The organism is Camelimonas abortus (genome assembly GCF_042432745.1).
GTDB lineage: Bacteria > Pseudomonadota > Alphaproteobacteria > Rhizobiales > Beijerinckiaceae > Camelimonas > Camelimonas abortus.
On the sequence record NZ_JBHLWR010000006.1, the window covers coordinates 676712 to 701512 of the forward strand.

The window sequence follows — 24801 nt, forward strand, 5'->3', positions numbered from 1 at the left end:
AGCGACGGCGCGCGCAGCCACGCCGGCCCATTGGCGCCGGCGACACGGGAGGCGCCCATGCGTCCTCTGTTCGACGCCTTCATCACCCGCGCGGACCTCGCCGACCTCGCCCTGCTCATCTGGGCCGTCTGCGCCACCGTGCTGCTCGCCATCGCCATCCGCCAGACCGGCGCCGCCAGCCGCCGGTTCGACCTGTTCGTCCAGGAGCTCGCCCGCTTCAACCGGCGCTTCGACGGAGACCAGCCATGACCAGACGACCGGAACGCCGCGCAGGCCAGGCCCTGCGCTTCAGCGCCATCACCGCCCTGCGCCCCGGCCGCGCCCGCGCCGGGCAGCGGCCCGCCGTCGACATCATCGCCGAGTTCGTCGGCGTGCTCGACCGGCTGCAGCGCGACCGCGCCGGCCGTCGCGCCACGGAGCGCTAGCCATGGACGCACTGGCGGCGGCCGCCGCCCCGCCTGGCCTGATCTGCGGCTACGCCAGCCTGTTCGACGCCCCGGACATGGCCGGGGACGTGGTGCTGCGCGGCGCCTTCGCCGCCAGTCTCGCCCGCCGCCGCCCGGGCGCCGTGCGCATGCTGTGGCAGCACGATCCGGGCCAGCCGGTCGGACGCTGGCTCGACATCCGCGAGGACGCCCGCGGCCTGTTCGTGCGTGGCCAGCTCAACCTGGGCGTCCGGCGCGCCGCCGAACTCTACGCGCTCGTCCGGCAGGGCGCGCTCGACGGGCTCTCCATCGGTTTTCGCGCCGCCGAGGCCAGCCGCGACGCCGTCTCCGGCATGCGGCGGCTGCGCCGCATCGACCTCTGGGAGATCTCGCTGGTCACCTTTCCCATGCAGCCAGGGGCGCGGCTGCTCGCGCCCGCGCCCGCCGCAGAGCCGCTCCGGCGCGCCGGCGCCGGCCCCGCGCGGCCGGACGTCCGCCCGTTGACGACGCCCACCAGATGAAGCCGAGGAGCAGGAATGACCGACTTCTTCCCGTCTGACACGCTCGCCGCGCCCGAATGCAAGGCTCTCGGAGCCGATGGCGGCGCCGCCGGCCTCGCCCGCGCCTTCGAGGACTTCTCGCGCAACTTCGCCGCCTGGCGCGAGGCCAGCGAGGAGCGGCTCCAGCAGATCGAACGCCGCCAGGCCGACGTTCTCGCCGACGAGCGCCTCGCCCGCATCGAGGCGGCCCTCGACGAGAGCCAGCGGCGCCACGAACGCGCACGCCTCGCCGCCATGCGCCCGCCGCTCGCGCCCGACGGCGGCGGCGACGCGCTCGCCGGCGAGCACAAGAGCGCTTTCCACGCCTATGTCCGCGCCGGCGAAACCGCCGGGCTGAAACTGCTCGAAACCCGCGCGCTCTCCGCCGGAAGCGGCCCTGACGGCGGCTATCTCGCCCCGGCGGACGTGGAGCGCGACGTGCTGGGGCGCCTCGCCGTTCTTTCGCCGGTCCGCGCCATCGCCAGCGTGCGCGCCATCTCGGCCGGCGTCTACCGCAAGGCCGTCAGCGTCTCGGGCGCCGCCGCCGGCTGGGTCAGCGAAACCGCCGCCAGGCCCCAGACCGCATCGCCGACGCTCGCCGAACTCACCTTCCCCGCCATGGAGCTCTACGCCCAGCCGGCCGCCACCCAGACGCTGCTCGACGACGCCGTCGTCGACATCGACCGCTGGCTTGCGGAGGAAGTGGAGCAGGCCTTCGCCGCACAGGAAAGCCAGGCCTTCGTCTCCGGCGACGGCGTCGCCCAGCCCCTTGGCTTCCTCTCCGCCCCGACCGTCGCCAACAGCAGCTGGACCTGGGGCAAGCTGGGCTTCGTCGCCACCGGCGCCACGGGCGCCTTTCCCGCAACCGATCCGGGCGACGTGCTCATCGAGCTGATCCACGCCCTGCGGGCGCCCTACCGGCAGAACGCCGTCTTCGTGCTCAACCGCCGGACCCAGAGCCTGATCCGCAGGTTCAAGAACAGCGACGGCGGCTATCTCTGGGCCCCGCCGGCCACCGCCGCCGCCGGCGCCTCGCTGCTCGGCTTCCCGGTGGTCGAGGTCGAGGACATGCCGGACGTCGCCGCCGGCAGCTTCTCCGTGGCCTTCGGCGACTTCCGCCGCGGCTATCTGGTCGTCGACCGCACTGGCCTGCGCGTGCTGCGCGACCCCTACAGCGCCAAGCCCTACGTGCTGTTCTACACCACCAAGCGGGTCGGCGGCGGCGTCCAGGACTATGACGCCATCAAGCTGCTGAAGTTCTCCGCCTGACGGGGAGGGGGACAGGCCCGGGCCGCGCGGCCGGCGGCGCGCTCAGCGCCACTGGGCGCGCTCGCCCCATTCCGCCAGCGTGGCGTCGATCCACGCGCGCTGCGGCGCCAGCAGCACGCCCTGGGTGGTCTCGCCGCACGGGGCGCCGCGCGCGCCCTTCGACCAGCCGGTCACCGCCGTCACCGTGTCACCCCACCACACGGGGCCGCCGGAGTCGCCGGCGCAGGCGCCCTGCGGCCGGCCCCGCGTCGCGCCGAGCCACAGCAGGATCCGCCCCGGGCCCCAGGGCTCGGTGACCGGAAGCGTCGCCGAACGCAGCCGGCCGTCCGCGCGCCGGCGGCCGTCAGCGCCAAAGCCGCTCACCGTCACCAGATCGCCGGCGCGCGGCTGCGGCCCCGCTGACAGCGCCGCCGGAACGAAACGCCCGGGCAGGGACTGCGACAGGCGCACCAGCGCAAGGTCGACCGACGGCCGGCGCTCGCGCGCCGCGTCGCGCACATAACCGGGGTGGATCCGGATCTCCGCCGGCTCCAGCAGCGCCGGCGCGCCGGCCTCCATGAAATGCACCCGCCGCTCGCCGGGGCCGTCGGCGCAGTGACCGGCGGTCAGCACCGCCCGCGGCGACACCACGACGCCGGAGCACACCGAGCCGTTCGAGCCAAGCACCATCACCGTTGAGGCGCTGGCCGGCCCGGTCTCGGGCTCGCCGCCGACAATCGCCGGCGCCGCCGACGGAAACAGCCACGCCAGCGCGGCCGCCGCCGCGACGCGCGCGCGGCCCGGAACGCCGGCGCGGCGCCAGCGCGCCGCGTGAACCCTGCTCCTGCCCACTGTCTGCCTGCCCGTCGCGGAAAAGGTCTCCCGCCAGGGCGCCGCCCTCGGCGTCCTGGCCCTGCGTTCACGCCCCGCCGCCGCAACCGCGGGGCGCCGCGCCGGCGCGCCCGCATGCGCCGCGCCCGTCCAGGGAGGAATGGCACCATGAAGCTGACGCCTGTCAACGGGCCGGCGACCGAGCCCGTCTCCGCCGGGGAGATGAAGCGCTACCTGCGCCTGACCGGCGACGACGAGGACGGGACGCTCGCCGCCATGACCAGCGGCGCCCGCGCCGTCATCGAGGCCGCCGCCGGCCTCGCCCTCATCAGCCAGCGCTGGCGCATCATCCTCGACTCCTGGCCGGCGTGCGGCCTGCTGCGCGCCCCGCTGCGGCCGCTGCAGGAGATCGTCTGCCTGCAGCTGCGCGACGCCGCCGGCGCGGCGCATCCGCTCGACCCCGCCGTGGCCCGAATCGAGCCGGGGCTCGACGCCATCCGGCTCGATCCCGCCGCCGCGCCGCCGCCCGGCGGGCTTCTCGAGATCGAGGTGGTCGCCGGCTACGGTCCCGACGCGGGCGACGTGCCGGAGCCGTTGCGTCTCGCGATCCGCGTGCTCGTCGCCGCCTAGTTCGAGGGCCGCGGCGAGACGCCCGCCAGGGCCGGAGCGCCGCTGCTGCCCGATCCGGCGCCTGCGCTCATCGCCCCGTTCCGCCAGCCAAGGATCGCATAGGCCATGGCCAGCCCGACCCGTGTCCGCGACCTGCGGCGGCGGCTCGTCATCGAGCGCGCCGTCAGCGCGCCGGACGGCGCCGGCGGCTTCACCGCAAGCTGGACGGAAGCCGGCGTCGCCTGGGCCGCCATGCGCCTGCGCCGCGGCGCCGAGGCGGAACGCGCCGGACGGCGCGGCCTCGACAACGTCTGGGCCGTCGTCATGCGCTGGCGCGACGACATTGACGGCCAGTGCCGCCTGCGCGACGGCGACCGCGCCTTCGCCATTCTCAGCCGCGGCGACCCCGACGGCCGCCGCCGCTGGCTGGCGCTCACGGTGCGCGAGGAGACCCCATGACCGGCGACGTCATCCCTGACGGCGGCGACGTTTCGCCGACGCTCGCCCTGCGCGCCGCGGCGCTGGCCGCGCTCCTCGCCGACGGGCCGCTCATGGCGCTGCTCGGCGGGCCGCGGGTGTGGGACCACGCGCCGCACGGCGCCGCCGGTCTCTACGTCATCGTCGGCCCGGCGGAGGCGCGCGACCGCTCCGCCGGCGACCGCCGCATCGAAAGCCAGCGCCTGACCCTCACTGTCTGGGGGCCGCCCGGCGGCGCCCTGGCGGTGATGCAGGCCGCCGCTCGCATCCGCACGCTGCTCGACGACGCCGGGCTCAGCCTCGCCGGACGCGAGCTGGCGCTGCTGCGGGTGATCCGCGAGAGCGTTGACCGCGACGCCCGCTCCGGCGCGGCGCGCGCGCGCCTCGTCCTCGCCGCCGTCACGGTTGCGCCCGCCGCCGGCTGAGCGCCGGCGCGATCACGCGGGCCGCCCGCCGCCGGACGTTCCCGGAAAGTCCCCAGGAGGCCGCATGAGCGCACAAAAAGGAAAGGACATGCTGCTGAAGGTCGCCGGCGCCGCGCCCGGAACGTTCGTCACCGTGGCCGGCCTGCGCGCGCGACAGGTCGCGTTCAACGCCGACGCCGTCGACGTCACCAACGCCGAATCCGCCGGACGCTGGCGCGAACTGCTCGCCGGCGCCGGCGTGCGCCGCGCCAGCATCAGCGGCTCCGGCGTGTTTCTCGACGAAACCAGCGACGCGCTCGTCCGCCAGACCTTCTTCGACGGCGCCATCCGCGTCTGGCAGGCCATCATTCCCGGCTTCGGCGTGATCGAGGGACCGTTCCAGATATCGGCCCTCGAATACCGGGGCGAGCACGCCGCCGAACTCACCTTCGAAATCGCCCTGGAATCCGCCGGCGCCATCGCCTTTACGCCGGCGGCCTGATCCCGGCCGCCCCCACAGGAGCCCCGCATGCGACACATGAGCAACCGCCGTCGCGGCGAGGTGACCGTCACCATTGGCGGCGCCCCCGCGCGGCTGCGCCTGACGCTCGGCGCGCTCGCCGAGCTGGAAAGCGCCCTCGGCGCCGGTGATCTCGCCCGGCTGGGCGAACGCCTGGCCCGCGGCGCGCTCTCCGCCCGCGACCTGCAGCTCATTCTCGCCGCCGGACTGCGCGGCGGCGGCATGAAAATCAGCGACAGCGAGGTGGCGGCCCTGCCGGCCGCCGGCCAGCTGCCGGCGCTGGTCGCCGCCGCGGCCGAACTGCTCGCCGTGACCTTCGGCGTCGAGGCGGCGGACGGGCAGGGGGAGGGCGGCCGCCCTTTCCGGCGGGGGCGCCTGACCACGCGACTGGCCAGGCGTTTCCGTGGGATGAGGTCATGGTTTTCGGCCTCGGGACGCTGCGTCTTGCGCCGGAGACTTTCTGGGCGATGACGCCGCGCGAAATCGCCGCCGCCATGCGCGCCTTCCGCCCGGCCGCGGCCGGAGACGGCGCGCCCTCGCGCGAATGGCTGCGCGCCATGGCGCGCCGCTTCCCCGACGGAGACACGCCCCATGGACGATGACGCCGCCTTTCCCGACGGCTGGGATCCGGCCGCCGTTCACGACGCCGCCGAAGCCTTCCGCCAGCTCGACGCCATGGCCCGCGCCGCCGGAAAAGCCATGACCGCCGCCTTCGCCAGCGGGGTCGCCGGCGGCCGGAGCCTCAACCAGGTGCTGGTTTCGCTCGGCGCGCGCCTCAGCAACATCGCCCTCAACGCCGCCCTCAGGCCGCTCGAGTCCGCGCTCGGCGCCAGGCTCGGGTCGCTGGCCCGGGCGCTCGGCGCCGCCGGCGGCGGCGTCATCGCCAACGCCCGGGGGCCGTCATCGCCGCCGGGCGCGTCCAGCCATTCGCCAGCGGCGGCGTGGTGGCGGCGCCGACCTATTTCCCCATGCAGGGGGGCGTCGGCCTCATGGGCGAGCGCGGCGCGGAGGCCATCATGCCGCTGAAACGCGGCCCCGACGGGCGCCTCGGCGTGCAGGCCGCCGCCGCGCGCCCGGCCAGCGTCACCGTCAACATCGCCGTGCGCGACGCCGAAAGCTTCCACGCCTCCCGCGCCCAGGTCGCGGCCGCCGTCGCCCGCGCCGTCGCGCGCGGCGCGCGGGCCATGTGAGCGTCTGACGTGAGCTTCTCACGTGAACGGTTCATGTGAGCGCGCCCGTCCATGCGGGCGCGCCGCCCATCCATGCGGGGACAGCCATGACCGGCTTTCACGAAACGCGTTTTCCGCCCGACATCGCCCTTGGGGCGCGCGGCGGGCCGGAGCGGCGCACCCGGATCGTCACCCTTGGCTCCGGACGCGAACATCGCGACGCCGCCTGGGCCGGGTCCCGGCGCCGCTACGACGTCGGCTTCGGCGTGCGCACCCTCGACGCCCTGGCCCAGGTGATCGGTTTCTTCGAGGAGCGCCGCGGGCGGCTCTATGGCTTCCGCTTCCAGGACCGCCTCGACGACCGCAGCTGCGCGCCGTCCGCCACGCCCCGGCCCACCGACCAGCCGCTCGGAACCGGCGACGGCGTCCGCGCCGTCTTCCCGCTGGTCAAGATCTACGGCGCCGGTTTCGATCCATGGGTCCGGCGCATCCACAAGCCGGTGGCCGGCTCGGTGCGCGTGGCCGTCGACGGCGTGGAGACCGCCGCCGTCACTGTCGATCACGTCGCCGGAACCGTGACCTTTCCGCCCGGGGACATTCCGCCGCCCGGGGCGCTGGTCACCGCCGGATTCCTGTTCGACACGCCCGTGCGTTTCGACGCCGACGCCCTCGACATCGATCTCTCCGCCTTCGGCGCCGGCGAGGCGCCGCACATTCCGCTCGTCGAAATCATCCCCTGAGCCGGCCCGGTCTCCGGCCAGACTGCAATGGGAGACACGCCATGCGCGCCATTCCGCCCGGCCTCGCGGAGCGGCTGGAAAGCGACGCCGCCACGCTCGCCCACTGCTGGCGCCTGATCCGCGCCGACGGCGTGGTCATGGGCTTCACCGACCACGACCGCGACATCGCCTTCGGCGGCGTGACCTGCCGCGCCGGCGCCGGCTGGCTCGCCGCAGGGCGCGCCAGCGAAGCCGGCTTCGCCGTCGGCGGCGGCGAGGTCGCCGGCGCCCTCAGCTCCGAAGCCATCACCGCGGCCGACATCGCCGCCGGCCGCTATGACGGGGCCCAGGTGGAGCTGTGGCTCGTCGACTGGCGCGATCCGGAGCGCCGCATGCTGCTCGACGTCGCCACGACCGGCGAGATCCGCCGCGCCGGCGACGCCTTCCATGTGGAGCTGCGCACCGTCATGCATCGTCTCGACCAGACCCAGGGCCGGGTCTATGGCTCCGCCTGCGACGCCGACCTGGGCGACAGCCGCTGCGGCGTCAGTCTGGACGACCCAGCCTTCCGCGGGGAGGGAACCGTGACCGCCGCCGACGGGGACGCCGGCTTCTTCTGCTCCGGGCTCGACGGCTTCGCCGACGGGCTGTTCCGCTACGGGCGGCTGATGTGGACCTCCGGCGCCAACGCCGGCCTCGCCTGCGACGTGCAGAGCCATGCCGCCGGCCCCGGGGCCGTGCGCATCGGCCTGTGGCGGGAGACGCCGCGCCCGTTCGCCGCCGGGGACGCCTTCACCGTCACCGCCGGATGCGACCGGCGCCTCGCCACCTGCCGCGACCGGTTCAACAACGTCATCAATTTCCGCGGCTTTCCCTACATGCCCGGCAATGACTTCACCCTCGGCTCGGCCGCCGCCGGCCAGCCGATGGACGGCGGGAGCATGTTCCGGTGAGCGCCGGCGACAGGACGGAGCTGCGCCGGCGCATCGTCGCCGAGGCGCGCTCCTGGCTCGGCACGCCATATCTGCATCAGGGCGCGTGCAAGGACGTGGGGTGCGACTGTCTCGGGCTGGCGCGCGGCGTGTGGCGCGCCGTTTACGGCGCGGAGCCGGAGAGCCCGCCGCCCTACGCGCCGGACTGGGCCGAGGCGCGCGGGGCCGAAACCCTGCTCGCCGCCGCGCGTCGCCACATGCGCGAAACGCCGCTGCAGGACGCGCAGCCGGGCGACCTGCTGCTGTTCCGCTTCCGCGCCGGCGCTCCGGCGCGTCACTGCGCCATCCTCACCGGGCCGCAGACCATGATCCATGCCCATGACGGGGCCGGCGTCGTCGAAGTGGCGCTGACCCCCTGGTGGCGGCGACGCGCCGTCTTCTGCTTCGTCTTTCCCTGACGCTTCGCGCGGGGACGGGCGGACGCCGTTTCCGTTTTTTCCATCAACAGGAGACCGCCATGGCGACGCTGGTGCTGCAGGTGGCGGGCGGGGCGCTCGGCACCGCCGTCGCCGGGCCGGCGGGGGCGCTCGCCGGACGCGCCCTCGGGGCCATCGCCGGGGCGGCCGTCGACAGCAGCCTGCTCTCCGCCTTCGACGCGCGCAAGGCCGGCCAGGCCCCGGCGCTGGCCGACGCGCCCGCGCTCATCTCCACGGAAGGCGCGCCCGTGCCGAAGGTCTTCGGCCGCGCCCGCGTCGGCGGCCAGCTCATCTGGGCGACGCGCATCGAGCGCGCGCCCGTGTTCTCCGACAGCCGCAGCGGCCTTGGCGGCAAGGGCGCGCTCGCCGCCGCCGGCGGCGACGGCAAGGCCTCCTGGGCCTTTTACGCCAATATCGCCGTGGGCGTGTGCGAGGGGCCGGTGGCCTTCATCCGCCGCGTCTGGGCCGACGGCGAAGAGCTCGACCTGTCCGCCGTGACCATGCGCGTGCACGCGGGCGGCGAGGACCAGCAGCCGGATCCGCTGGTGGCGGCGAAGGAAGGAGCCGAAAACGCTCCTGCCTGGCGCGGCCTCGCCTATGTGGTTTTCGAGCGTCTGCCGCTGGCGCGCTTCGGCGACCGCATCCCGCAGTTTTCCTTCGAGGTGGTGCGGCCGCTCAACGGGCTGTGCGGCATGATCCGCGCGGTCTGCCTGATCCCTGGCGCCAGCGAGCATGGCCTCGACCCTCTCTGGCGCGTGCAGACGCCCGCCCCTGGCGTCAGCCAGCCGGAAAACCGCAACCAGCTCTACGGCGTCACCGACGTCGTCGCCTCGCTCGACGCGCTGCAGGCGCTGTGCCCGAAGCTGGAGCGCGTCGCCCTCGTGGTCAGCTGGTTCGGCGACGACCTGCGCGCCGGCTCCTGCACGATCCGGCCCCGGGTGGAAAGCCACGACAAGGTCACCACCGGCGATCCGTGGATGGCGGCGGGGCAGGGACGGGCCCTGACCCCGCCCGTTTCCCGCCACGCCGGCCGGCCCGCCTGTGGCGGAACCCCGTCCGACGCCGCCGTCATCCGCCTGATCCAGGAGCTGGCCCGGCGCGGCCTTGCGGTCACGCTCTATCCCTTCGTCATGATGGACATCCCCGGAGGCAACGGCCTGCCGGATCCGCGCGACCCGGAGCGGGAGCAGCCGCCGTATCCATGGCGCGGCCGCATGACCTGCCATCCGGCTCCGGGCGTTCCCGGCTCGCCCGACGGGACCGCAGACGCGGACGCCCAGATCGCCCGGTTTTTCGGCGACGCCGCGCCGGAGCAGTTCCTGCCCTGGTTCGCCACCGTGCTGTTCACTGGCGCGCCGCAGTGGAGCTACCGCCGCTTCATCCTGCACTACGCCACGCTGGCCAGCATGGCCGGCCATGTCTCCGCCTTCGTCATCGGCTCCGAATTCGTCGGCCTGACGCGTACGCGCGGCGAAAACGGCTACCCGGCGGCGGAGCAGTTCGCCGCCCTGGCCGCCGACGTCCGCGCCATTCTCGGCTCCGGCCCCCGCATCGTCTACGCCGCCGACTGGACCGAATACGGCGCCCATGTGCGCAACGGCGGCGCAGACGTCGATTTTCCCCTCGACGTCGTCTGGGCCTCGCCCGACGTCGACGCCGTCGGAATCGACTACTACCCGCCGCTCTCCGACTGGCGCGACGGCGACGGCCACCCCGACGCCAGCCTCGCGCCCGACATCTACGACCTCGACTATCTCACCGGCCGGCTGGCGGCGGGCGAGGCCTTTGACTGGTATTATCCGGACGAGGCCGCCCGGCTCGCCGGCGCGCGCGCGCCCATCGCCGACGGGGCCTGGGGCAAGCCGTGGGTGTTCCGCGCCAAGGATCTCGTCGCCTGGTGGAGCCAGCCGCACGTGCGCCGCGCCGGCGGCGTCGAGACCACACAGACCGCATGGGTTCCGGGCGGCAAGCCGCTGTGGCTTACCGAAGCCGGCGTGCCGGCGGTGGACCGCGGAACCAACGGTCCCAACGTCTTTCCCGACGCCAAATCCTCGGAAAACGCCACGCCGCCGTTCTCCCGCGGCTGGCGCGACGACATGATGCAGCTGCGCGGCCTGCAGGCGGTGATCCGCAGGTTCGACCCCGAGGCCGGAGCCAGCGACGACTGGAACCCGCCGGCCAGCCTCTATCCCGGCCGCATGGTCGATCCGGCCCATATCTATGTCTGGGCATGGGACGCCCGCCCGTTCCCGGCCTTCCCGGCCCTGCGCGACGTGTGGGGCGACGCCGCCAGCTGGTGGAGCGGCCACTGGATCACCGGGCGTCTGGAGGGCGTCGAGCTCGACATGCTGCTCCGCCGCCTCCTCGCCGAGGGCGGCGTCGAGGCCGAACCGGGGCCGCCGGCCGTCAACGCCTTTCTCGACGGCTATGTGGTTGACCGCCCCATGTCGGCGCGCGAGGCGCTGCAGCCGCTGTGCGATCTCTACGGCGTCACGCCCGTGGCCAGCGGCGGGCGCGTGCGCCTCGCCGGGCCGCGCGACCGGCCGGTCATGCACGTGGACGCGGGCATGGCCGTTCCCGACGCCGACGGCGCGCCGTTCGAGCTGATCCGCGCCGAAGAAACCGCGCTGCCGCGCGAAATCCGCCTCGGCTTCACCGACAGCGACGGCGACTATCGCCGCGCCGTCGCCATGTCGCGGCGGCTGGCCGGGGCGAGCCTGCGCCAGGGCGGGGCGGAGCTCGCCATTGCGCTGCATCGCGGCGAGGCAGGACGGCTGGCCGACGCCTGGCTCCAGCGCGTGTGGAGCGCCATGGACCGGCTCTCCCTGCGCCTGTCGCCGCGCATGCTGGCGCTGGAGCCCGGAGACGTCTTCACCTTCGACGCCGGGGAGGGGGCGCGGCCCTGGCGGGTGACGCGCATTCTCGACGGCGAGGCGCGCCAGATCGAGGCGGAATCCTGCGCCAGGGTCGTCGCCGACGCCGGGCCAGCCCGGACGGAGCCGCTCCATGCGGCGCCGCCGCCCGCTCCCGGGCCGCCGCTGCCGGTGACGCTCGACCTGCCGGTGGCCGCCGGCGAGCCGGTGATCCTGCAGCATCTCGCCGTCTTCGCCGATCCGTGGCCGGGGCGGATGACGCTGTGGCGCGCGTCCGGCGACGGCCATTTCAGCTTTCTCGACGCTTTCGACGCGCCGGCGCTGCTCGGCGAAACCACCACGCCGCTTCCGCCCGGGCCGTTGTGGCGCTTCGACCGCGGCCCTGGTTTCGAGGCGCTGGCGCGCGGGGGCGCGCTCGCCTCCGTCGACGACGCCGCGCTGTTCGACGGAGCCAATCTCTTCGCCCTGATCGCGCCGGACGGGGAGGCGGAGATCATCGCCGCCGGACGCATCGAGCTGGCCGGCGCCGCGGGCGGGGCGCGGCTGTGGCGCTTCAGCCGCCTGTTGCGCGGTCTCGCCGGCAGCGAGCCGGCCGCCTCCCGCTTCCTCGCCGCCGGGGCGCGCGTCGTCGCCCTCGACGGCGCCGTCAGGCCGCTGTGCCGCGAGCGCAACGACATCGGCCGCGCGCTGCGCTACCGGATTGGCCCCGCCGGCCGCGATCACGGCGATCCGGGCTTCACCGAATTCACCGCCACGCCCGGAGCCCTGGCGCTGCGGCCGATGCCCCCGGTCCATCTGCGGGCGCGGCGGACGGCGGAGGGGGTCCGCATCAGCTTCATCCCCCGCGGGCGACGCGCCGCCGACGCTTGGGACGGGCCCGACCCGCCGCGCGACGACGGCGAACGCTACGACGTTGAGATCCGCGCCGGCGACGCCGTGGCGCGCACGCTCACCGGAACGGAGCCGCCGCTTCTCTATCCCGCCGCCGCCGAACTGGCCGATTTCGGCGCGCCGCAGACGACGCTCGATCTCGCCGTCACGCTGGCCAGCGCCGCCGGCGGCCGCAGCTTCCCGACGCGGGCGCTCGTGCCGGTGAGATGACGCAGGAACGCATTCCAGGGAGACGCCATGTCCGAAACCCCGCGACTTCGGTTGCCGCTGGTGGCGGCGGGACAGGCCCAGAAACACGTCACCGTCAACGAAAGCCTGACCCTGCTGGACGACCTCGCCCAGCTCGCCGTGCGCGACGCCGACCGCGTCGCGCCGCCCGCGGCGCCCGGCGAGGGCGACCGTCATATCGTCGCCGCCGGGGCCGCCGGCGACTGGGCCGGCCAGGACGGCGCCGTCGCCGTGCGGCGCGACGGGGCCTGGCAGTTTCATGCGCCTGCCCCCGGCTGGGTGGCGCTGGACCTCTCCGCCCACCGGCTGCTCGCCTTCGACGGGGTCGAATGGCGCCCGGCGCAGGCCGCCCCGCCGGCTTCCCTCGACAGGCTCGGGATCGGAACCGGCGCCGATCCGCTCAATCCGCTGAGCGTGCGCGCCGACAACGTGCTGTTCTCCGCCCGGGACGTCATCGCCGGCGGCGGCGACCTGCGCCTGAAGGCCAACCGCCAGGCGCCGGCGGGGACCGTCTCCCATCTCTTCCAGTCCGGGTGGAGCGGAAGGGCGGAGTTCGGCCTCATCGGCGACGACGATTTCGTGCTCAAGGTTTCACCCGACGGCGCGACCTGGCGCGAGGCGCTGCGCGTCGACGCCGCCACCGCAGCGGTGCGCTTTCCCGCGCAGGGCGGGGCGGTGCCGTTCAGTCACGGCGGCTGCAGGCTCGTTCTCGACGGCGCGGCGCTGCGGCTGCTGCCGTGGAACGGCGGCGGGCTGCTTGTGGACGGCGCTCTGCGGCCGGTTCCGGCCGCCGGCGTCGCCCTGGCCGCCGACGGGCTGGCAGCGGACGCCACCTGGTTCATCTACGCAGCATGGAGCGGCGGGGCCATGAGCCTTGTCGCCTCCGCCGCCGCGCCGGTCGCCGACGCCGCCTCCGGCGTGATGGTCGCGACCGGCGATCCGGCCCTCACCCTGGTGGGAATGGCCCGCACGGTCAGCGGGCCGGCGTGGAGCGACGCGCCGCAACAGCGCCTCGTGCGCTCCTGGTTCAGCCGCCCTGCGACGGTGGCCGCCGGCGCGCTCGCGGCCGACGTGACGGTTCCCGCCGGGCCGCCCGCGCCGGTCGACGGCGCCGTCGCGCTGGCGATGCTGGCGTGGGCCGGGGAGTGCGTGCGCGTGACCGCCGCCGGCTCCTGCCTCGCCGCCGGGGCCACCGGGGCGGCGTTCGCCATCGTCGCCGGCTCCGCCACGCTCGCCCGCCAGGTGGCGTCGCTGGCCGCCGGCGCGACCTGGTCGCCGGCGCTCGCCGGCGTCGCCGAAGCGGCCGCGCACGGCCTGATGACCTTCTCCTGCGTCGCCGGGGCCGACGCCGCCAGCCTCACCTGGGCCGGGGCCGACGGCGCCGGCGCCGGCGGGCTTCCGCTACGCTGTCTTCAGCTTCACCAGCGACGTGTTCGTGCGCTTCGGCGACAGCGAGGCGACCGCCGCGATTCCGCTCGCCAGCTCCGCCGACGGCGCGGCGGCCGAGCTGAATCCCGCCGCGCGCCGCATCCCGGACGGCGCCACCCACATCGCGCTCGTCGCCGTCGCCAGCTGCGTCGGCTCGATTTCCTTCTACCGCTGACCCCGGGCGGCGCCGCCGCGCTTCCCTGACACGGCGAGAGGTTACCGCATGCACCTGCTCCACCAGCCCGGCGCGCGCGCCGGCCTGCCCGGGCTCATCGAGCCCTGCGTCGGGCCGTTCGCCGTCCGCGCCCGCAAACGCATCGCCATCGGTCCTGACAGTCTCGCCTTCGGCGGCGGCCAGCCTGGTCTGGCGCAGCGGCTGCAGACGCACTTCAACGCGCTGTACGGCGACCCCGGGCCGGGATTCATCCCCCTCGACCACGCGACGCTGCAGCGCAGCCTCGCCGACGGCGATTTCGCGCTCAGCAACGGGTTCTCCGCCATCGCGGCCCTGCCGTGGAGCGATCCGCTGCGACGGCGGGCGCTGTTCGGCAAGGGGCTGCGCTGCCGTAACAGCGACACCGATGACGCCAGCGCCACCGACTATCTGCTGCTCTCCAGCGCCTCGGCCAGCGTGACGGCGGTCGACCTCTACTTCGAATGGACGGCCGCCGGCCAGTCGTTCCGCCTGCGGCAGTGGCCGTCGGACTCCCTCGCTAGCGCGGTGCTGGTGAGCCAGGCGGATTTCCCGGGCGTCGGCCAGATCCACCGCGTCACCCTGCTGATGGACGTGGGCGGCGTGCACGCCGGCAAGGGCGTCAATGTCGAACGGGTCGTCTGCCAGGGGGAGGACGTGTGCTTCTGGGCGGTGGAGTTCCATGAAGCGGCGGCGGGGGGCGCGTGCGTGCAGGTGATCGACCTCGCCGGGCCCGGGGTCAGCGTCGCCGACTGGAGCGCCATGGACGACGGGCGCGCCCGCGTCTGGGCGCAGCTGCTGCAGGCCGACGTTTTCCTGCTGGCGGCCGGCGTCAGCGACCGGGGCGAACCCGACCAGGACGATTTCGCGGCGCGGGCCGCCGTCGCCTGCTTCAGCGGGCGCCTTTCGCGCGTCATTTCCCGTCTCCAGGCCTGCCCGCGCACCTGCGTGGCGCTGGCGCGCGCGCCCGACACCGCCGACGCCGCCGACACCGCCCTGCGCCTTTTCGACCGCGCGCTGAAGGCCGCCGCCACCGCTCACGGCTGCGCCTTTTTCGACGAACGGGACTTTCTCGGCGATTTCGCCGCCGCCGCCGCCGCCGGATACATGGACGCGGACGGCGTTCACCCTTCCGCCGCCGGCAACGCCCGCCGCGCCGAAGGCTATCTGGCCCGGCTGGCGCGCTTCGGCTGAGCCGGCCGGCGCCGGTCTTTGTCTTGCTTCCGTTTTCTTTTCCAAGCGTTTTCTTTTCCGGGGAGCCAGCCATGGTTGCAAGCAGCCAGCGGGTCGCGCTTGCGCGCGTGCTCGCTTATGAGGGCGGCAGCGTCGATGATCCGCGCGATCCGGGCGGACGCACCAGCCGCGGCGTCACCCAGCGGGTTTATGACGCCTGGCGGCGGGGGCGGGGGTTGCCTGCGCGCGACGTGTTCCGCATCTCCGCCGCCGAGGCGCGCGCCATCTATATCGAGCAGTACTGGCGGGCGGTGCGCGCCGACGACCTGCCCGCCGGGGTTGATTTCGCCGTATTCGACGCCGCCGTGAACTCCGGGCCGACCCAGGCGGCGAAATGGCTGCAGCGCGCCCTTGGCGTGCGCGTCGACGGCGTGGTCGGCCAGGTCACCATCGCCGCCGCCCGCGCCCATCCCGACAAGGCCCGGCTCGTCTCCGACATCTGTCGCCGGCGCATGACCTTCCTGAAGCAGCTGAAGACCTGGGGGCGCTTCGGCCGCGGCTGGAGCCGCCGGGTAAGCGACGTGGAGCGCCAGGCCATCGCCATGATCGCCGGCGGCCGGGGCAGGGGAGAGGCCGCTCCCGCCGCTGCTGCGGCCGCGCCGCGCGCCGAACCGGACCAGCTGCGCGCCGTGCGCGGCGCCGGAATCGCCCCGACGCTCGCCGGCGCAGGGCTCGCCGCCGCCGCCGCCGCCGAAACCATGGGCCAGATGCTCCGCCAGGCCGGCGAGGAGATGGGCGCGGCCGCCGGCCAGCTGGCGGCGCCCGGCGCGCTGGCCGCCTGGCTCGGGGCGGCGGGCGCCGTGCTGCTCGCTCTCGGCGTGGGCTGGCGGCTCTACGTGGCGTGGCGGCGCCGCCTCCTCGACGAGGCGTGCGCCGGCGGCGACGCCGCCGCGCCCTGGCCGCGCCGCTCCTGACCGGAGGTTCAGCCGTCCGCGACGTCGCCCGGAAAGCGGCTGGAAGTTTCGTCAGGACCGTTCAATATGGAAAAAACAGTCAGGCATGTCCTGACGCAGGCGACCCTCTCCGGATGGGGATGACGCAGGGATGACGGACGCGGTTATGGGCGACGCACGGCTCCACTCAGGACGATCCGGCGGGACGGTTGCCGGCGCGGGCGTGTTCGGCGCGGCGCTGGCGGCCGCGGCGATGGTCGCTGCGGGCGATCCGGCGCGGGCCGCCCCCGTTCCCTCCAGACCCGCCGAGGAGTGTTTCAGCGCCGCCGACGCGCGCAATCTCGTGCGCCAGAAAGTCGTGGCGCCGCTGGGACAGGCCGTGCGGCGGCCGCGCGGCGGGACCCGGGTGCTGCGCGCCGCGCTGTGCGCGCGCGACGGCCAGTATTATTACCGTCTGACCCTGCTGCGGCGCGACGGCAAGGTGGTGCGCCATTTCGTGCCGGCGCGGCCGGCGCGCGCCGACGCGGGCCGCCAGGCGAAATGACGGGCGAAACGGAAGGGGAGACAGGGCGTGCGGCTGCTTGTGGCGGAGGATGACGCCGAGCTGAACCGGCAGGTGGCGCAGGCGCTTGAGGCCGCCGGCTACGCCGTCGACCGCGTCCGCGACGGCGAGGAGGCCGCGTTCCTCGGCGAAACCGAGCCCTATGACGCCATCATCCTCGATCTCGGCCTGCCGGGGCGGGACGGCGTCTCCATTCTCCAGCAGTGGCGCGCCGGCGGCGTGGCCACGCCCGTGCTGGTGCTCACCGCCCGCGACCGCTGGAATGACAAGGTTCTCGCCTTCGACGCCGGCGCCGATGATTACGTCTCCAAACCCTTCCACATGGAGGAGCTGCTGGCGCGCCTGCGCGCCCTGCTGCGCCGCGCGGCCGGCCACGCCAGCAACCGGCTCACCTGCGGGCCGGTGACCCTCGACGTCGGCGCGGCGCGGGTGACGCTGGACGGCGCCGAGGTGCGCCTGACCTCCCACGAGTTCCGGCTGCTCGCCTATCTCATGCACCATTCCGGCCGCATCATCTCCCGCAGCGAGCTGACCGAGCACCTCTACGACCAGGATTTCGACCGCGATTCCAACACCATCGAAGTGTTCGTCGGCCGGCTGCGCCGCAAGCTCGGCGTCGATCTCATCGAGACGGTCCGCGGTCTCGGCTACCGCCTTCATGCGCCGGCGCCGGCGACGGCGGGCGCGGCGGGGCGCGGCGACGCATGAGCGAGGCGCCCACGCCCGCCGCCGCCGGGCGCACGCCCTCCCTGGCCGCCCGCCTCGTGCTGTCCTCCATTTTCTGGTCGGGGCTCATCTTCGTCGTCGCCGGCGTCATCCTCACCGCCCTCTACAGCCGCGCCGCCGAGCGCGCTTTCGACGAGCGCCTGCAGGTCTATCTCACCGCCCTCGTCTCCGAGATGGCGGCGCCGGCCCAGAGCGAGCCGCGCGAAAACCTCGGTCCGGGCGATCCGCGGTTCGACTGGCCGCTCTCCGGCTGGTACTGGCAGATCACCCGCGCCGGCCAGCCCCAGGCGGAGGTGCGCGCCTCCCGCTCGCTCTACGGCTCGCAGCTGACCCTGCCGCCGGCCGCCGCCGCGGGGCGCGACACGCTCCCGGACGGCGGGCGGGCCGGCTATCTCAACGGCCCCGACGACCGGCGCCACCGCTTCGTCAGCCGCACCATCGATTTCGGCGACGAGGGCCGGTTCGACATCACCGTCGCCGGGCCGGTGGACGACATCGAGGCGGAAAAGCGCGAGTTCGCGCTCTATCTCACGCTGACTTTCGCGCTGCTGGGCCTGGCGCTCGCCGGTTCGGCCCTGCTGCAGGTGCGCTTTGGCCTGGCGCCGCTGGCGCGCCTGCGCCGCGCCGTCGAGGACGTGCGTCACGGCGAGGCCGAACGCATCGGCGGCGACTATCCCGCCGACGTCGCCCCGCTCGCCGCCGAGCTCAACCTGCTCATCGACGCCAACCGCAAGATCCTCGACCGCGCCCGCACCCAGGTCGGCAATCTCGCCCATGCCCTCAAGACCCCCCTCAGCGTCATCATCAATGAGGCCGAGCGCGCCGCCCGCGAGCCCGACGCCGCCGACCTGCCCCGCGTGGTGCGTGACCAGGCCGGCGTGATGCGCGCCCAGATCAACTGGTATCTCGACCGCGCCCGCGCCGCCGCCCTGACTGGCGCGCTCGGCGCCGTGACCGCGGTGGAGCCGGTGATCCAGGGGCTGGCGCGGGCGCTCGGGCGCATTCATGCGGAGCGCGGCCTCGCCGTGGAGGTGGCTGTGGAGCCGGGGCTGCGCTTTCGCGGCGAAGCCCAGGACCTGCAGGATCTCATCGGCAATCTCGCCGACAACGCCTTCAAATGGGGGCGCGCGCACGTGCGCATCGCCGCGGCGGCGCTGCCCGACGCCCGTCCGGGCATGATCCGCATCGTGGTGGATGACGACGGACCGGGCATGGCCCCGGACGCGCGCGACACCGCCCTGGCCCGCGGCCGGCGCCTTGACGAGACCACCCCGGGCTCGGGACTTGGCCTTTCCATCGTCGCCGAACTCGCCGAAATCTACGGCGGCGCGCTGGAGCTGGGCGACTCGCCCTGCGGCGGCCTGCGGGCGACGCTGGTCCTGCCGGGAGGCCGGGCGCCGGGGGGCGGGTGAGGGCGCCGCGCCGCAGGCTGGCGCGGGCGGGAGCGCCCGCCCGGGTTTGTGACCAAATGTCGCCGCGCCCCGCCATCTCTCCGACCCGCCAGACAGGGTATAGGGCGCCATGGCGATCTGGTTCATATTCGCGCTGATGACCGGGCTGGCGATCGCGGCCGTGCTGTGGCCGCTGTCGCGACGGCAGGCGTCGTCGCCCCCGCAGGTGGACGAGCGCCGCTTCTATGAGCAGCGGCTCGCCGAGATTGACCGCGATCTCGCCGCCGGCTTCATCGGACCTGCCGAAGCGGAGGCCGCCCGCGCCGAAGCCGCCCGGCGCCTGCTGGCTGAAAGCCGCGCCGCCGCCGGAGACGCCGCCGGCGCCCGCGCCGCCGCGGGCGACAGCGAATACGCCCTGCGCCGGCGCCGCGCCGCCTCCGCCATCGCGCTCTCCGCCATCCCGTTGCTGACGCTCGCCATTTACGGCGCCGTCGGCTCCCCCGACCTGCCGTCGCTGCCCGTGGCCGAACGTCAGGCCGCGCCGCTTTCCAGCCTGCGCGAGGACGAGCTCGTGGCCCGCATGGAGCGCCGGCTCGCCGCCAGGCCCGACGACGGCGAAGGCTGGGAGCTGATCGCCCCCGTGTACCAGCGGCTGGGCCGCGCCTCCGACGCCGTCAGCGCCTGGGCGAAAGCGCTGCGCCTGCGCGGCGAGACGCCGCAACGCCTGGCCCGCTATGGCGAGGCGCTGGTGATCGACGCCGGCGGCGTGGTCGGCGCGCCGGCGCGCCAGGCCTTTGAGAAGGCGCTGGCCGCAGAGCCCGGCGCGCCCATGCCGCGCTATTATCTCGCCATCGCCAGGGCCCAGGACGGCGACGTCGACGGCGCGCTCGCCGCCTTCCGCGCCCTGCTGGCCGATGCGCCCGCCGACGCCTCCTGGCGCGGGGCGGTGGCGGAGCGGATGCGGCGGCTGGAGCGGCGCGCCGCCGCCGGCGCCATCGCCGCAGCCCCGGAGGAGGAGCAGAAGGCCGCCATCGCCAGCATGGTCGAAGGCCTCGCCGCGCGCCTGCGCCAGAACCCCGACGATCCCGACGGCTGGATTATGCTGGTCCGCTCCTGGCTTGTTCTGGGCCGGAAAGAGGAGGCTGCGGCCGCCATCCGCGACGCCCGCGCCGCCCTCGCCGGACGGCCCGAGGCGCTCGCCGCCATTGACCGGCTGCAGGCGGAAGCGGAAAAAGCCTCCGCTCCCGACGCCGTTCCGGCTGTCCCTGCGTCCCCGAAGTCCCCGTGAGGAACCCCCATGACGCGCAAGAAGCGCCGGCTCCTGCTGATCGCCTCCGCCCTCGCGACGCTCGCCGTGGCCCTCGGCCTGGTGCTCGTGGGGCTGCGCGACACCATCGTCTTTTTCTACGGCCCCTCCGAAGTCATGGCCAGGAACCTGCCGCCGGGCTCGCGGCTGCGCGTCGGCGGCCTGGTGAAGGAGGGCTCGGTGGAGCGGCTGCCCGGCCAGACCGTGCGTTTCGCCATCACCGACGCCAGCGCCGACGTGCCGGTGACGTTCTCCGGCCTGCTGCCCGACCTGTTCCGCGAGGGGCAGGGGGTGGTGGCCGAGGGCGTGCTCCAGGCCGACCGCACCTTCCTCGCCGACAAGGTGCTGGCCAAGCATGACGAGCGCTACATGCCGCGCGAGGTTGCCGAAACGCTGAAACAGCAGGGCGTGTGGAAGGGCGACGGCAGATGATCGTCGAAACCGGCCACTACGCCCTCGTGCTGGCGCTGGCGCTCTCGGCGCTGCAGGCGGCGCTGCCGTTCTGGGGCGCGCGCGCCCGGGACGGCGCGCTGATGGCCATCGGCCCAGCCGCCGCCGTCGCCGTGTTCGCCTGCGTCGCCGTCGCTTTCGGCGCGCTCACATGGGCTTATGTGGTCTCGGATTTCACCGTCCGCAACGTGGTCGAGAACTCCCACTCGCTGAAGCCGCTGCTGTTCCGCATCACCGGCGTGTGGGGCAATCACGAAGGCTCCATGCTGCTGTGGGCGCTGGTGCTCGCCCTGTGCGGCGCGCTGCTGGCGCTGGCCCGCAACGCCGTTCCCGGCGTGCTGCGCGCCGACGCGCTCGCCGTGCAGGGCCTCATCACCCTGGCCTTCCTCATCTACATCGTCTCGGTCTCCAATCCCTTCGTCCGCGTCACGCCGCCGCCGGCCGAAGGCCAGGACCTCAACCCAATCCTGCAGGACATCGGCCTCGCCATCCATCCGCCGCTGCTCTATCTCGGCTATGTGGGCTTCTCGCTGGTGTTCGCCTTCGCCGCCGCGGCCCTCATCGGCGGGCGCATCGACGCCATCTGGGCGCGGGCCGTCAGGCCGTGGTGTCTCGCCGCCTGGGCGTTCCTCACCCTCGGCATCGCCATGGGCTCCTACTGGGCCTATTACGAGCTTGGCTGGGGCGGTTTCTGGTTCTGGGACCCGGTGGAAAACGCGTCCTTCATGCCATGGCTGTGCGGCACGGCGCTGCTGCACTCGGTGGTGGTGATGGAGAAACGCGACGCCCTCAAGGTGTGGACCATCCTGCTCGCCGTCCTCACCTTCTCGCTGTCGCTGCTCGGCGCCTTCATCGTCCGCTCCGGCGTGCTCACCTCGGTGCACGCCTTCGCCACTGATCCGGCGCGCGGCCTGTTCATTCTCGCCATTCTCACCTTCTTCATCGGCGGCGGCTTCGCCCTGTTCGCTTGGCGGGCGCCGCTGCTGCGCGCCGGCGGCCTGTTCGCGCCGGTCTCGCGCGAAGGCGCGCTGGTGGCCAACAACCTGCTGCTCGCCGCCTGCTGCGCCACCGTGTTCGCCGGCACGCTCTATCCGCTGGCGCTGGAGGCGGTGAGCGACGACCGCATCTCCGTCGGCCCGCCTTTCTACGACCTCACCTTCACGCCGCTGGCCATGGCGACGCTGCTGCTCATTCCCTTCGGCCAGGCGCTGGCGTGGAAGCGCGGCGACCTGCTGCAGGCGGCGCGCCGGCTTCTCGGCGTCACCGGCGTCTCCATTCTCGCATGCCTCGCCATCGTCTATGCGGCGCGCGGCGGGCCGGCGCTCGCGGTCATCGGCCTGTGGCTCGGCCTTTTCGTGCTGGCCGGGGGCGTCAACGAGATCGTCAGCCGCAGCTGGAGGCCGGGGATCAGCCTCGCGACGGCGCTGCGCCGCGCCTTCGGCCTGCCGCGTTCGGCCTGGGGCGCGGCCGTCGCCCACGCCGGGGTCGGCGTCTGCGTCATCGGCCTCGCCGCCCAGGCGTGGAGCGTCGAGGTCCTCGCCGTCGCGCGGCCCGGCGAGCCGCTGCGGGCGGGGCCCTACACGCTGACGCTGGCGGAGACTTTCTCCCGCAACGTCAGTAATTACAGCGAGGACGTCGTCCGCTTCCGCGTGCTCGACGGCGGCGCCGTGATCCGCACGGTCGAAGCCTCGAGGCGCTTCTATCCGGCCCGCAACATGACCACCACCGAGGCGGGAATCACCACCATCGGCTTCGGCCAGATCTATGTGGCGCCGGGCGAAGCGACGAAGGAGGGGCTCGGCGTGCGCCTCTACTGGAAGCCATGGGTGCTGCTGATCTGGCTGGGGGCCGTCATCGCCGCCGCCGGCGGGGCGCTGTCGCTGGCCGACCGCCGCCTGCGCGTGGGCGCGCCGGCGCTGTCGCGCGCCCGGGCGAAGCGGGCGAAGGCCCTGGCCGCGGCGCCGGGGGAGGCGACATGACCGGAATCAGGGCCGGCTTGCGCCGGGTCGCCTTCGCCGTGGCGCTGGCGGGCGCGGCCGGATGCGCGCCCGGCGCCCTCGCGCTGCAGCCGGACGAAGTCCTGCCTGACCCGGCGCTGGAAAAGCGGGCGCGGGAGATTTCGCTCGGCCTGCGCTGCCTCGTCTGCCAGAACCAGTCCATCGACGATTCGGACGCCGACGTCGCCCGCGACCTGCGCCGGCTGGTGCGCGAGCGCCTGAAGGCCGGCGACACGGACGATCAGGTGCGCGCCTATGTCGTCTCCCGCTACGGCGACTACGTGCTGCTGAAGCCGCCCTTCGACCGCCGCACGTTACTGCTGTGGGGCGCGCCGCTGCTGGTGCTGCTGCTGGGCGGCGTCGCCCTTGCGGCGCGCGCGCGCCGGGCCGCGCCGGCCGCGCCCGAAACGCTGGATGACGGCGAAAGGCGCGCGCTCGACGCCCTGCTGCGCCGGCAGGACGGCGACGCCTGAGCGCGGCGCCGTCGCCAATCCTTACAAATCTTTCATGCGCCCGTGATGTCGCCGTAAGACAGGGCCGGTCATTGTCGCTCCCAGACAAGGCGAACACGCCACGGAGTGATGATGATGAACCTGAACAATTCCCACAGCGCCGCTGACGAGAAGAACGTCGCCGCCCGCATCCGCCGCAAGGGGGCGCGCAAGGGTCGCGCCGCCTCCATGCTGCTGGGCGCCGTCGCGCTCGGCGCCGTCGCGGTCGCCGGTTTCGGCGGCGGCGCGCTGACCCCGCCCTACGGCCAGGCTTACGCCGCCGCCCCCGCCGCCGTCGCCGGCCAGCCCTCTTTCGCCGACATCGTGGCGAAGGTGAAGCCCGCCGTCGTCTCTGTCCGCGTCAAGGTCGAGGAAGCGGCCCCGATGCAGAGCAGCTTCATGGGCGGCGACATGGACGACTTCGGCGGCCTGGAGGGCACGCCCTTCGAGCAGTTCTTCCGCCGCTTCGGCCAGCCCGGCCCCGGCATGCAGGGCGTGCGCCCCGGCCGTCCGGCGCCCAGGCGTTACGGCGAGGCCCAGGGCTCCGGCTTCTTCATCACCAGCGACGGCTATATCGTGACCAACAACCACGTGGTGGAGAAGGGCACGAAGGTCGAGGTGATCACCGACGACGGCCGCACCCTGCCGGCGAAGATCGTCGGCCGCGACCCGAAGACCGATCTTGCGCTGCTGAAGACCGAGTCCAGCGGTCCGTTCCCGACGGTGAGCTTCGCCAAAGAGACCCCGCGCATCGGAGACTGGGTGATCGCGGTGGGCAACCCCTTCGGTCTGGGCGGCACCGTCACCGCCGGCATCGTCTCGGCCCGCGGCCGGGACATCGGCGCCGGCCCCTATGACGACTTCCTGCAGATCGACGCTCCGGTGAACCGCGGCAACTCGGGCGGACCGACCTTCAATCTCAACGGCGAGGTGGTGGGCGTCAACACCGCCATCGCCTCGCCCTCCGGCGGCAGCGTCGGCATCGCCTTCGCCATCCCGGCCGATACGGCGAACCGCGTGGTGTCGGAGATCCGCGAATATGGCGCGGTGAAGCGCGGCTTCCTCGGCGTGCAGATCCAGCCGGTGACGCAGGACATCGCCGAAGGCCTCGGTCTTGAGAAAGCCCAGGGCGCGCTGGTGGCGAAGGTGGAGAGCAACACCCCCGGCGCCAGGGCCGGCCTGAAGAGCGGCGACGCCATCACCGCCGTCAACGGCAAGCCGGTGAAAGACGCCCGCGGGCTGAGCCGCGCCATCGCCATGCTCGACCCCGGCTCCACCGCGGAGCTGACCGTCTATCGCAACGGCAAGGCCGAGACGGTCAAGGTGAAGCTGGGCGCCATGCCCGGCGAGAAGACCGCCTCCGGTCCCGAAACCGGCGCCGGCAAGCTGGGCCTCGCCCTTGCGCCCGCCGATGAGGTGCGGGGCATGGAAGGCGACGGCGTCGCCGTGGTCGGCGTGGCCCCCGGCTCCCAGGCCGAGGAGAAGGGCGTGCGCCCTGGCGACCGCATCACCGAGGTCGGCGGCGAGAAGGTCTCGAAGCCGAAGGACGTGGCCGAAGCCATCGAGAAGGTCCGCAAGGAGGGCCGCAAGGCGGTGCTGCTGAAGCTGGCCTCGCCCCAGGGCGAACGCTTCCTCGCCCTGACCCTGCCGACGGGCTGAAGCGCCGCGCCCGCCGGATCCGCCGCCGGCGGACCCGGCCGGCATTTCCCGAAGCGCCCGGCCGCCGGCCTCGCTCACTCCACGGCGGCCGGACGCGAAAACTCTGCGGGAGGGCCGGACGGATCGCCGTC

28 protein-coding genes are annotated in these 24801 nt (G+C 74.2%); 27 read left to right on the plus strand and 1 reads right to left on the minus strand.

Going from position 1 to position 24801, the window contains the following annotated elements; translation table 11 throughout:
- The first annotated feature begins 57 nt into the window (after window positions 1-57).
- From ACFFJB_RS05385 to ACFFJB_RS05400, 4 genes are read left to right on the plus strand one after another with little or no spacing between them, the layout of a single operon-like run.
- Window positions 58-249, plus strand: coding sequence for a hypothetical protein (locus ACFFJB_RS05385; RefSeq protein ID WP_376830175.1), 192 nt, complete (start codon window positions 58-60; stop codon window positions 247-249).
- The gene (locus ACFFJB_RS05390) at window positions 246-425 is read left to right on the plus strand and encodes a hypothetical protein (protein WP_376830177.1); all 180 of its coding nucleotides are present in this window, start codon (window positions 246-248) and stop codon (window positions 423-425) included. The genes ACFFJB_RS05385 and ACFFJB_RS05390 overlap by 4 nt, the downstream gene beginning before the upstream one ends.
- Window positions 426-427: 2 nt before the next feature.
- Window positions 428-946, plus strand: a complete 519-nt coding sequence (locus ACFFJB_RS05395) for an HK97 family phage prohead protease (protein WP_376830179.1) — start codon at window positions 428-430, stop codon at window positions 944-946.
- Window positions 947-961: 15 nt separating this feature from the next.
- A complete protein-coding gene (locus tag ACFFJB_RS05400; RefSeq protein ID WP_376830181.1) occupies window positions 962-2233 on the plus strand; it encodes a phage major capsid protein in 1272 nt (423 codons plus the stop codon).
- 42 nt (window positions 2234-2275) lie between these two features.
- Here the strand turns inward: ACFFJB_RS05400 and ACFFJB_RS05405 are convergent, their stop codons facing one another.
- Window positions 2276-3064 carry a S1 family peptidase gene (locus ACFFJB_RS05405; RefSeq protein ID WP_376830183.1) on the minus strand — a complete coding sequence of 263 codons (789 nt, stop codon included), beginning with the start codon at window positions 3062-3064 and terminating at the stop codon, window positions 2276-2278.
- 147 nt (window positions 3065-3211) lie between these two features.
- On the opposite strand from ACFFJB_RS05405, the gene ACFFJB_RS05410 reads away from it, so the two are divergent.
- The 23 genes from ACFFJB_RS05410 to ACFFJB_RS05520 all read left to right on the plus strand — a co-directional run bounded on the left by ACFFJB_RS05410 (window position 3212) and on the right by ACFFJB_RS05520 (window position 24670).
- The gene (locus ACFFJB_RS05410; RefSeq protein WP_376830185.1) at window positions 3212-3673 is read left to right on the plus strand and encodes a head-tail connector protein; all 462 of its coding nucleotides are present in this window, start codon (window positions 3212-3214) and stop codon (window positions 3671-3673) included.
- Between the two features lie 105 nt (window positions 3674-3778).
- Window positions 3779-4111: a phage head closure protein gene (locus ACFFJB_RS05415; RefSeq protein ID WP_376830187.1), complete on the plus strand. Its 333-nt coding sequence runs from the start codon at window positions 3779-3781 to the stop codon at window positions 4109-4111.
- Window positions 4108-4554 carry a DUF3168 domain-containing protein gene (locus ACFFJB_RS05420; protein WP_376830189.1) on the plus strand — a complete coding sequence of 149 codons (447 nt, stop codon included), beginning with the start codon at window positions 4108-4110 and terminating at the stop codon, window positions 4552-4554. The genes ACFFJB_RS05415 and ACFFJB_RS05420 overlap by 4 nt, the downstream gene beginning before the upstream one ends.
- Before the next feature lie 64 nt (window positions 4555-4618).
- Complete coding sequence (locus ACFFJB_RS05425) at window positions 4619-5035, plus strand: phage major tail protein, TP901-1 family (RefSeq protein ID WP_376830191.1); 417 nt, start codon at window positions 4619-4621, stop codon at window positions 5033-5035.
- A gap of 27 nt (window positions 5036-5062) precedes the next feature.
- On the plus strand, window positions 5063-5524 hold the full coding sequence (locus tag ACFFJB_RS05430; RefSeq protein ID WP_376830193.1) for a gene transfer agent family protein: 462 nt from the start codon (window positions 5063-5065) through the stop codon (window positions 5522-5524).
- Complete coding sequence (locus ACFFJB_RS05435; RefSeq protein WP_376830195.1) at window positions 5470-5655, plus strand: phage tail assembly chaperone; 186 nt, start codon at window positions 5470-5472, stop codon at window positions 5653-5655. The genes ACFFJB_RS05430 and ACFFJB_RS05435 overlap by 55 nt, the downstream gene beginning before the upstream one ends.
- Window positions 5645-6079: a hypothetical protein gene (locus tag ACFFJB_RS05440; protein ID WP_376830197.1), complete on the plus strand. Its 435-nt coding sequence runs from the start codon at window positions 5645-5647 to the stop codon at window positions 6077-6079. Before ACFFJB_RS05435 ends, ACFFJB_RS05440 begins: the two co-directional genes overlap by 11 nt.
- Window positions 6070-6243, plus strand: coding sequence for a hypothetical protein (locus ACFFJB_RS05445; RefSeq protein WP_376830199.1), 174 nt, complete (start codon window positions 6070-6072; stop codon window positions 6241-6243). The genes ACFFJB_RS05440 and ACFFJB_RS05445 overlap by 10 nt, the downstream gene beginning before the upstream one ends.
- Before the next feature lie 86 nt (window positions 6244-6329).
- On the plus strand, window positions 6330-6962 hold the full coding sequence (locus tag ACFFJB_RS05450; protein ID WP_376830201.1) for a phage distal tail protein, Rcc01695 family: 633 nt from the start codon (window positions 6330-6332) through the stop codon (window positions 6960-6962).
- Window positions 6963-7003: 41 nt separating this feature from the next.
- Window positions 7004-7894 carry a phage/gene transfer agent baseplate hub protein gene (locus ACFFJB_RS05455; protein WP_376830203.1) on the plus strand — a complete coding sequence of 297 codons (891 nt, stop codon included), beginning with the start codon at window positions 7004-7006 and terminating at the stop codon, window positions 7892-7894.
- A complete protein-coding gene (locus tag ACFFJB_RS05460; protein ID WP_376830205.1) occupies window positions 7891-8331 on the plus strand; it encodes a DUF6950 family protein in 441 nt (146 codons plus the stop codon). Before ACFFJB_RS05455 ends, ACFFJB_RS05460 begins: the two co-directional genes overlap by 4 nt.
- A gap of 59 nt (window positions 8332-8390) precedes the next feature.
- A complete protein-coding gene (locus ACFFJB_RS05465; protein ID WP_376830207.1) occupies window positions 8391-12323 on the plus strand; it encodes a baseplate multidomain protein megatron in 3933 nt (1310 codons plus the stop codon).
- Between the two features lie 27 nt (window positions 12324-12350).
- Complete coding sequence (locus tag ACFFJB_RS05470; RefSeq protein ID WP_376830209.1) at window positions 12351-13973, plus strand: DUF2793 domain-containing protein; 1623 nt, start codon at window positions 12351-12353, stop codon at window positions 13971-13973.
- Between the two features lie 19 nt (window positions 13974-13992).
- The gene (locus tag ACFFJB_RS05475; RefSeq protein ID WP_376830211.1) at window positions 13993-15156 is read left to right on the plus strand and encodes an SGNH/GDSL hydrolase family protein; all 1164 of its coding nucleotides are present in this window, start codon (window positions 13993-13995) and stop codon (window positions 15154-15156) included.
- A gap of 71 nt (window positions 15157-15227) precedes the next feature.
- Window positions 15228-16109, plus strand: a complete 882-nt coding sequence (locus ACFFJB_RS05480) for a glycoside hydrolase family 108 protein (RefSeq protein ID WP_376830213.1) — start codon at window positions 15228-15230, stop codon at window positions 16107-16109.
- 130 nt (window positions 16110-16239) lie between these two features.
- On the plus strand, window positions 16240-16632 hold the full coding sequence (locus ACFFJB_RS05485; RefSeq protein ID WP_376830215.1) for a hypothetical protein: 393 nt from the start codon (window positions 16240-16242) through the stop codon (window positions 16630-16632).
- Between the two features lie 27 nt (window positions 16633-16659).
- On the plus strand, window positions 16660-17358 hold the full coding sequence (locus ACFFJB_RS05490; protein WP_376830217.1) for a winged helix-turn-helix domain-containing protein: 699 nt from the start codon (window positions 16660-16662) through the stop codon (window positions 17356-17358).
- Complete coding sequence (locus ACFFJB_RS05495) at window positions 17355-18788, plus strand: ATP-binding protein (protein WP_376830219.1); 1434 nt, start codon at window positions 17355-17357, stop codon at window positions 18786-18788. Before ACFFJB_RS05490 ends, ACFFJB_RS05495 begins: the two co-directional genes overlap by 4 nt.
- A gap of 109 nt (window positions 18789-18897) precedes the next feature.
- Window positions 18898-20055 carry a c-type cytochrome biogenesis protein CcmI gene (gene ccmI, locus ACFFJB_RS05500; protein ID WP_376830221.1) on the plus strand — a complete coding sequence of 386 codons (1158 nt, stop codon included), beginning with the start codon at window positions 18898-18900 and terminating at the stop codon, window positions 20053-20055.
- Window positions 20056-20064: 9 nt separating this feature from the next.
- Window positions 20065-20505, plus strand: coding sequence for a cytochrome c maturation protein CcmE (gene ccmE, locus ACFFJB_RS05505; protein WP_376830223.1), 441 nt, complete (start codon window positions 20065-20067; stop codon window positions 20503-20505).
- Complete coding sequence (locus ACFFJB_RS05510) at window positions 20502-22502, plus strand: heme lyase CcmF/NrfE family subunit (protein WP_376830225.1); 2001 nt, start codon at window positions 20502-20504, stop codon at window positions 22500-22502. The genes ccmE and ACFFJB_RS05510 overlap by 4 nt, the downstream gene beginning before the upstream one ends.
- Window positions 22499-22993, plus strand: coding sequence for a cytochrome c-type biogenesis protein (locus ACFFJB_RS05515; RefSeq protein WP_376830227.1), 495 nt, complete (start codon window positions 22499-22501; stop codon window positions 22991-22993). Before ACFFJB_RS05510 ends, ACFFJB_RS05515 begins: the two co-directional genes overlap by 4 nt.
- A 207-nt stretch (window positions 22994-23200) precedes the next feature.
- Complete coding sequence (locus ACFFJB_RS05520) at window positions 23201-24670, plus strand: Do family serine endopeptidase (RefSeq protein WP_376832555.1); 1470 nt, start codon at window positions 23201-23203, stop codon at window positions 24668-24670.
- Window positions 24671-24801: the final 131 nt, after the last annotated feature.

Coding starts and splice junctions, on each gene's coding strand:
- ccmI (WP_376830221.1), top strand. CDS start 18,898: ATGGCGATCTGGTTCATATTCGCGCTGATGACCGGGCTGGCGATCGCG.
- ACFFJB_RS05435 (WP_376830195.1), top strand. CDS start 5,470: ATGGTTTTCGGCCTCGGGACGCTGCGTCTTGCGCCGGAGACTTTCTGG.
- ACFFJB_RS05415 (WP_376830187.1), top strand. CDS start 3,779: ATGGCCAGCCCGACCCGTGTCCGCGACCTGCGGCGGCGGCTCGTCATC.
- ACFFJB_RS05420 (WP_376830189.1), top strand. CDS start 4,108: ATGACCGGCGACGTCATCCCTGACGGCGGCGACGTTTCGCCGACGCTC.
- ACFFJB_RS05390 (WP_376830177.1), top strand. CDS start 246: ATGACCAGACGACCGGAACGCCGCGCAGGCCAGGCCCTGCGCTTCAGC.
- ACFFJB_RS05510 (WP_376830225.1), top strand. CDS start 20,502: ATGATCGTCGAAACCGGCCACTACGCCCTCGTGCTGGCGCTGGCGCTC.
- ACFFJB_RS05395 (WP_376830179.1), top strand. CDS start 428: ATGGACGCACTGGCGGCGGCCGCCGCCCCGCCTGGCCTGATCTGCGGC.
- ACFFJB_RS05385 (WP_376830175.1), top strand. CDS start 58: ATGCGTCCTCTGTTCGACGCCTTCATCACCCGCGCGGACCTCGCCGAC.
- ACFFJB_RS05430 (WP_376830193.1), top strand. CDS start 5,063: ATGCGACACATGAGCAACCGCCGTCGCGGCGAGGTGACCGTCACCATT.
- ACFFJB_RS05520 (WP_376832555.1), top strand. CDS start 23,201: ATGCTGCTGGGCGCCGTCGCGCTCGGCGCCGTCGCGGTCGCCGGTTTC.
- ACFFJB_RS05515 (WP_376830227.1), top strand. CDS start 22,499: ATGACCGGAATCAGGGCCGGCTTGCGCCGGGTCGCCTTCGCCGTGGCG.
- ACFFJB_RS05455 (WP_376830203.1), top strand. CDS start 7,004: ATGCGCGCCATTCCGCCCGGCCTCGCGGAGCGGCTGGAAAGCGACGCC.
- ACFFJB_RS05440 (WP_376830197.1), top strand. CDS start 5,645: ATGGACGATGACGCCGCCTTTCCCGACGGCTGGGATCCGGCCGCCGTT.
- ACFFJB_RS05470 (WP_376830209.1), top strand. CDS start 12,351: ATGTCCGAAACCCCGCGACTTCGGTTGCCGCTGGTGGCGGCGGGACAG.
- ACFFJB_RS05445 (WP_376830199.1), top strand. CDS start 6,070: ATGCCGCTGAAACGCGGCCCCGACGGGCGCCTCGGCGTGCAGGCCGCC.
- ACFFJB_RS05495 (WP_376830219.1), top strand. CDS start 17,355: ATGAGCGAGGCGCCCACGCCCGCCGCCGCCGGGCGCACGCCCTCCCTG.
- ACFFJB_RS05450 (WP_376830201.1), top strand. CDS start 6,330: ATGACCGGCTTTCACGAAACGCGTTTTCCGCCCGACATCGCCCTTGGG.
- ACFFJB_RS05400 (WP_376830181.1), top strand. CDS start 962: ATGACCGACTTCTTCCCGTCTGACACGCTCGCCGCGCCCGAATGCAAG.
- ACFFJB_RS05425 (WP_376830191.1), top strand. CDS start 4,619: ATGAGCGCACAAAAAGGAAAGGACATGCTGCTGAAGGTCGCCGGCGCC.
- ACFFJB_RS05485 (WP_376830215.1), top strand. CDS start 16,240: ATGACGGACGCGGTTATGGGCGACGCACGGCTCCACTCAGGACGATCC.
- ccmE (WP_376830223.1), top strand. CDS start 20,065: ATGACGCGCAAGAAGCGCCGGCTCCTGCTGATCGCCTCCGCCCTCGCG.
- ACFFJB_RS05410 (WP_376830185.1), top strand. CDS start 3,212: ATGAAGCTGACGCCTGTCAACGGGCCGGCGACCGAGCCCGTCTCCGCC.
- ACFFJB_RS05475 (WP_376830211.1), top strand. CDS start 13,993: ATGCACCTGCTCCACCAGCCCGGCGCGCGCGCCGGCCTGCCCGGGCTC.
- ACFFJB_RS05465 (WP_376830207.1), top strand. CDS start 8,391: ATGGCGACGCTGGTGCTGCAGGTGGCGGGCGGGGCGCTCGGCACCGCC.
- ACFFJB_RS05480 (WP_376830213.1), top strand. CDS start 15,228: ATGGTTGCAAGCAGCCAGCGGGTCGCGCTTGCGCGCGTGCTCGCTTAT.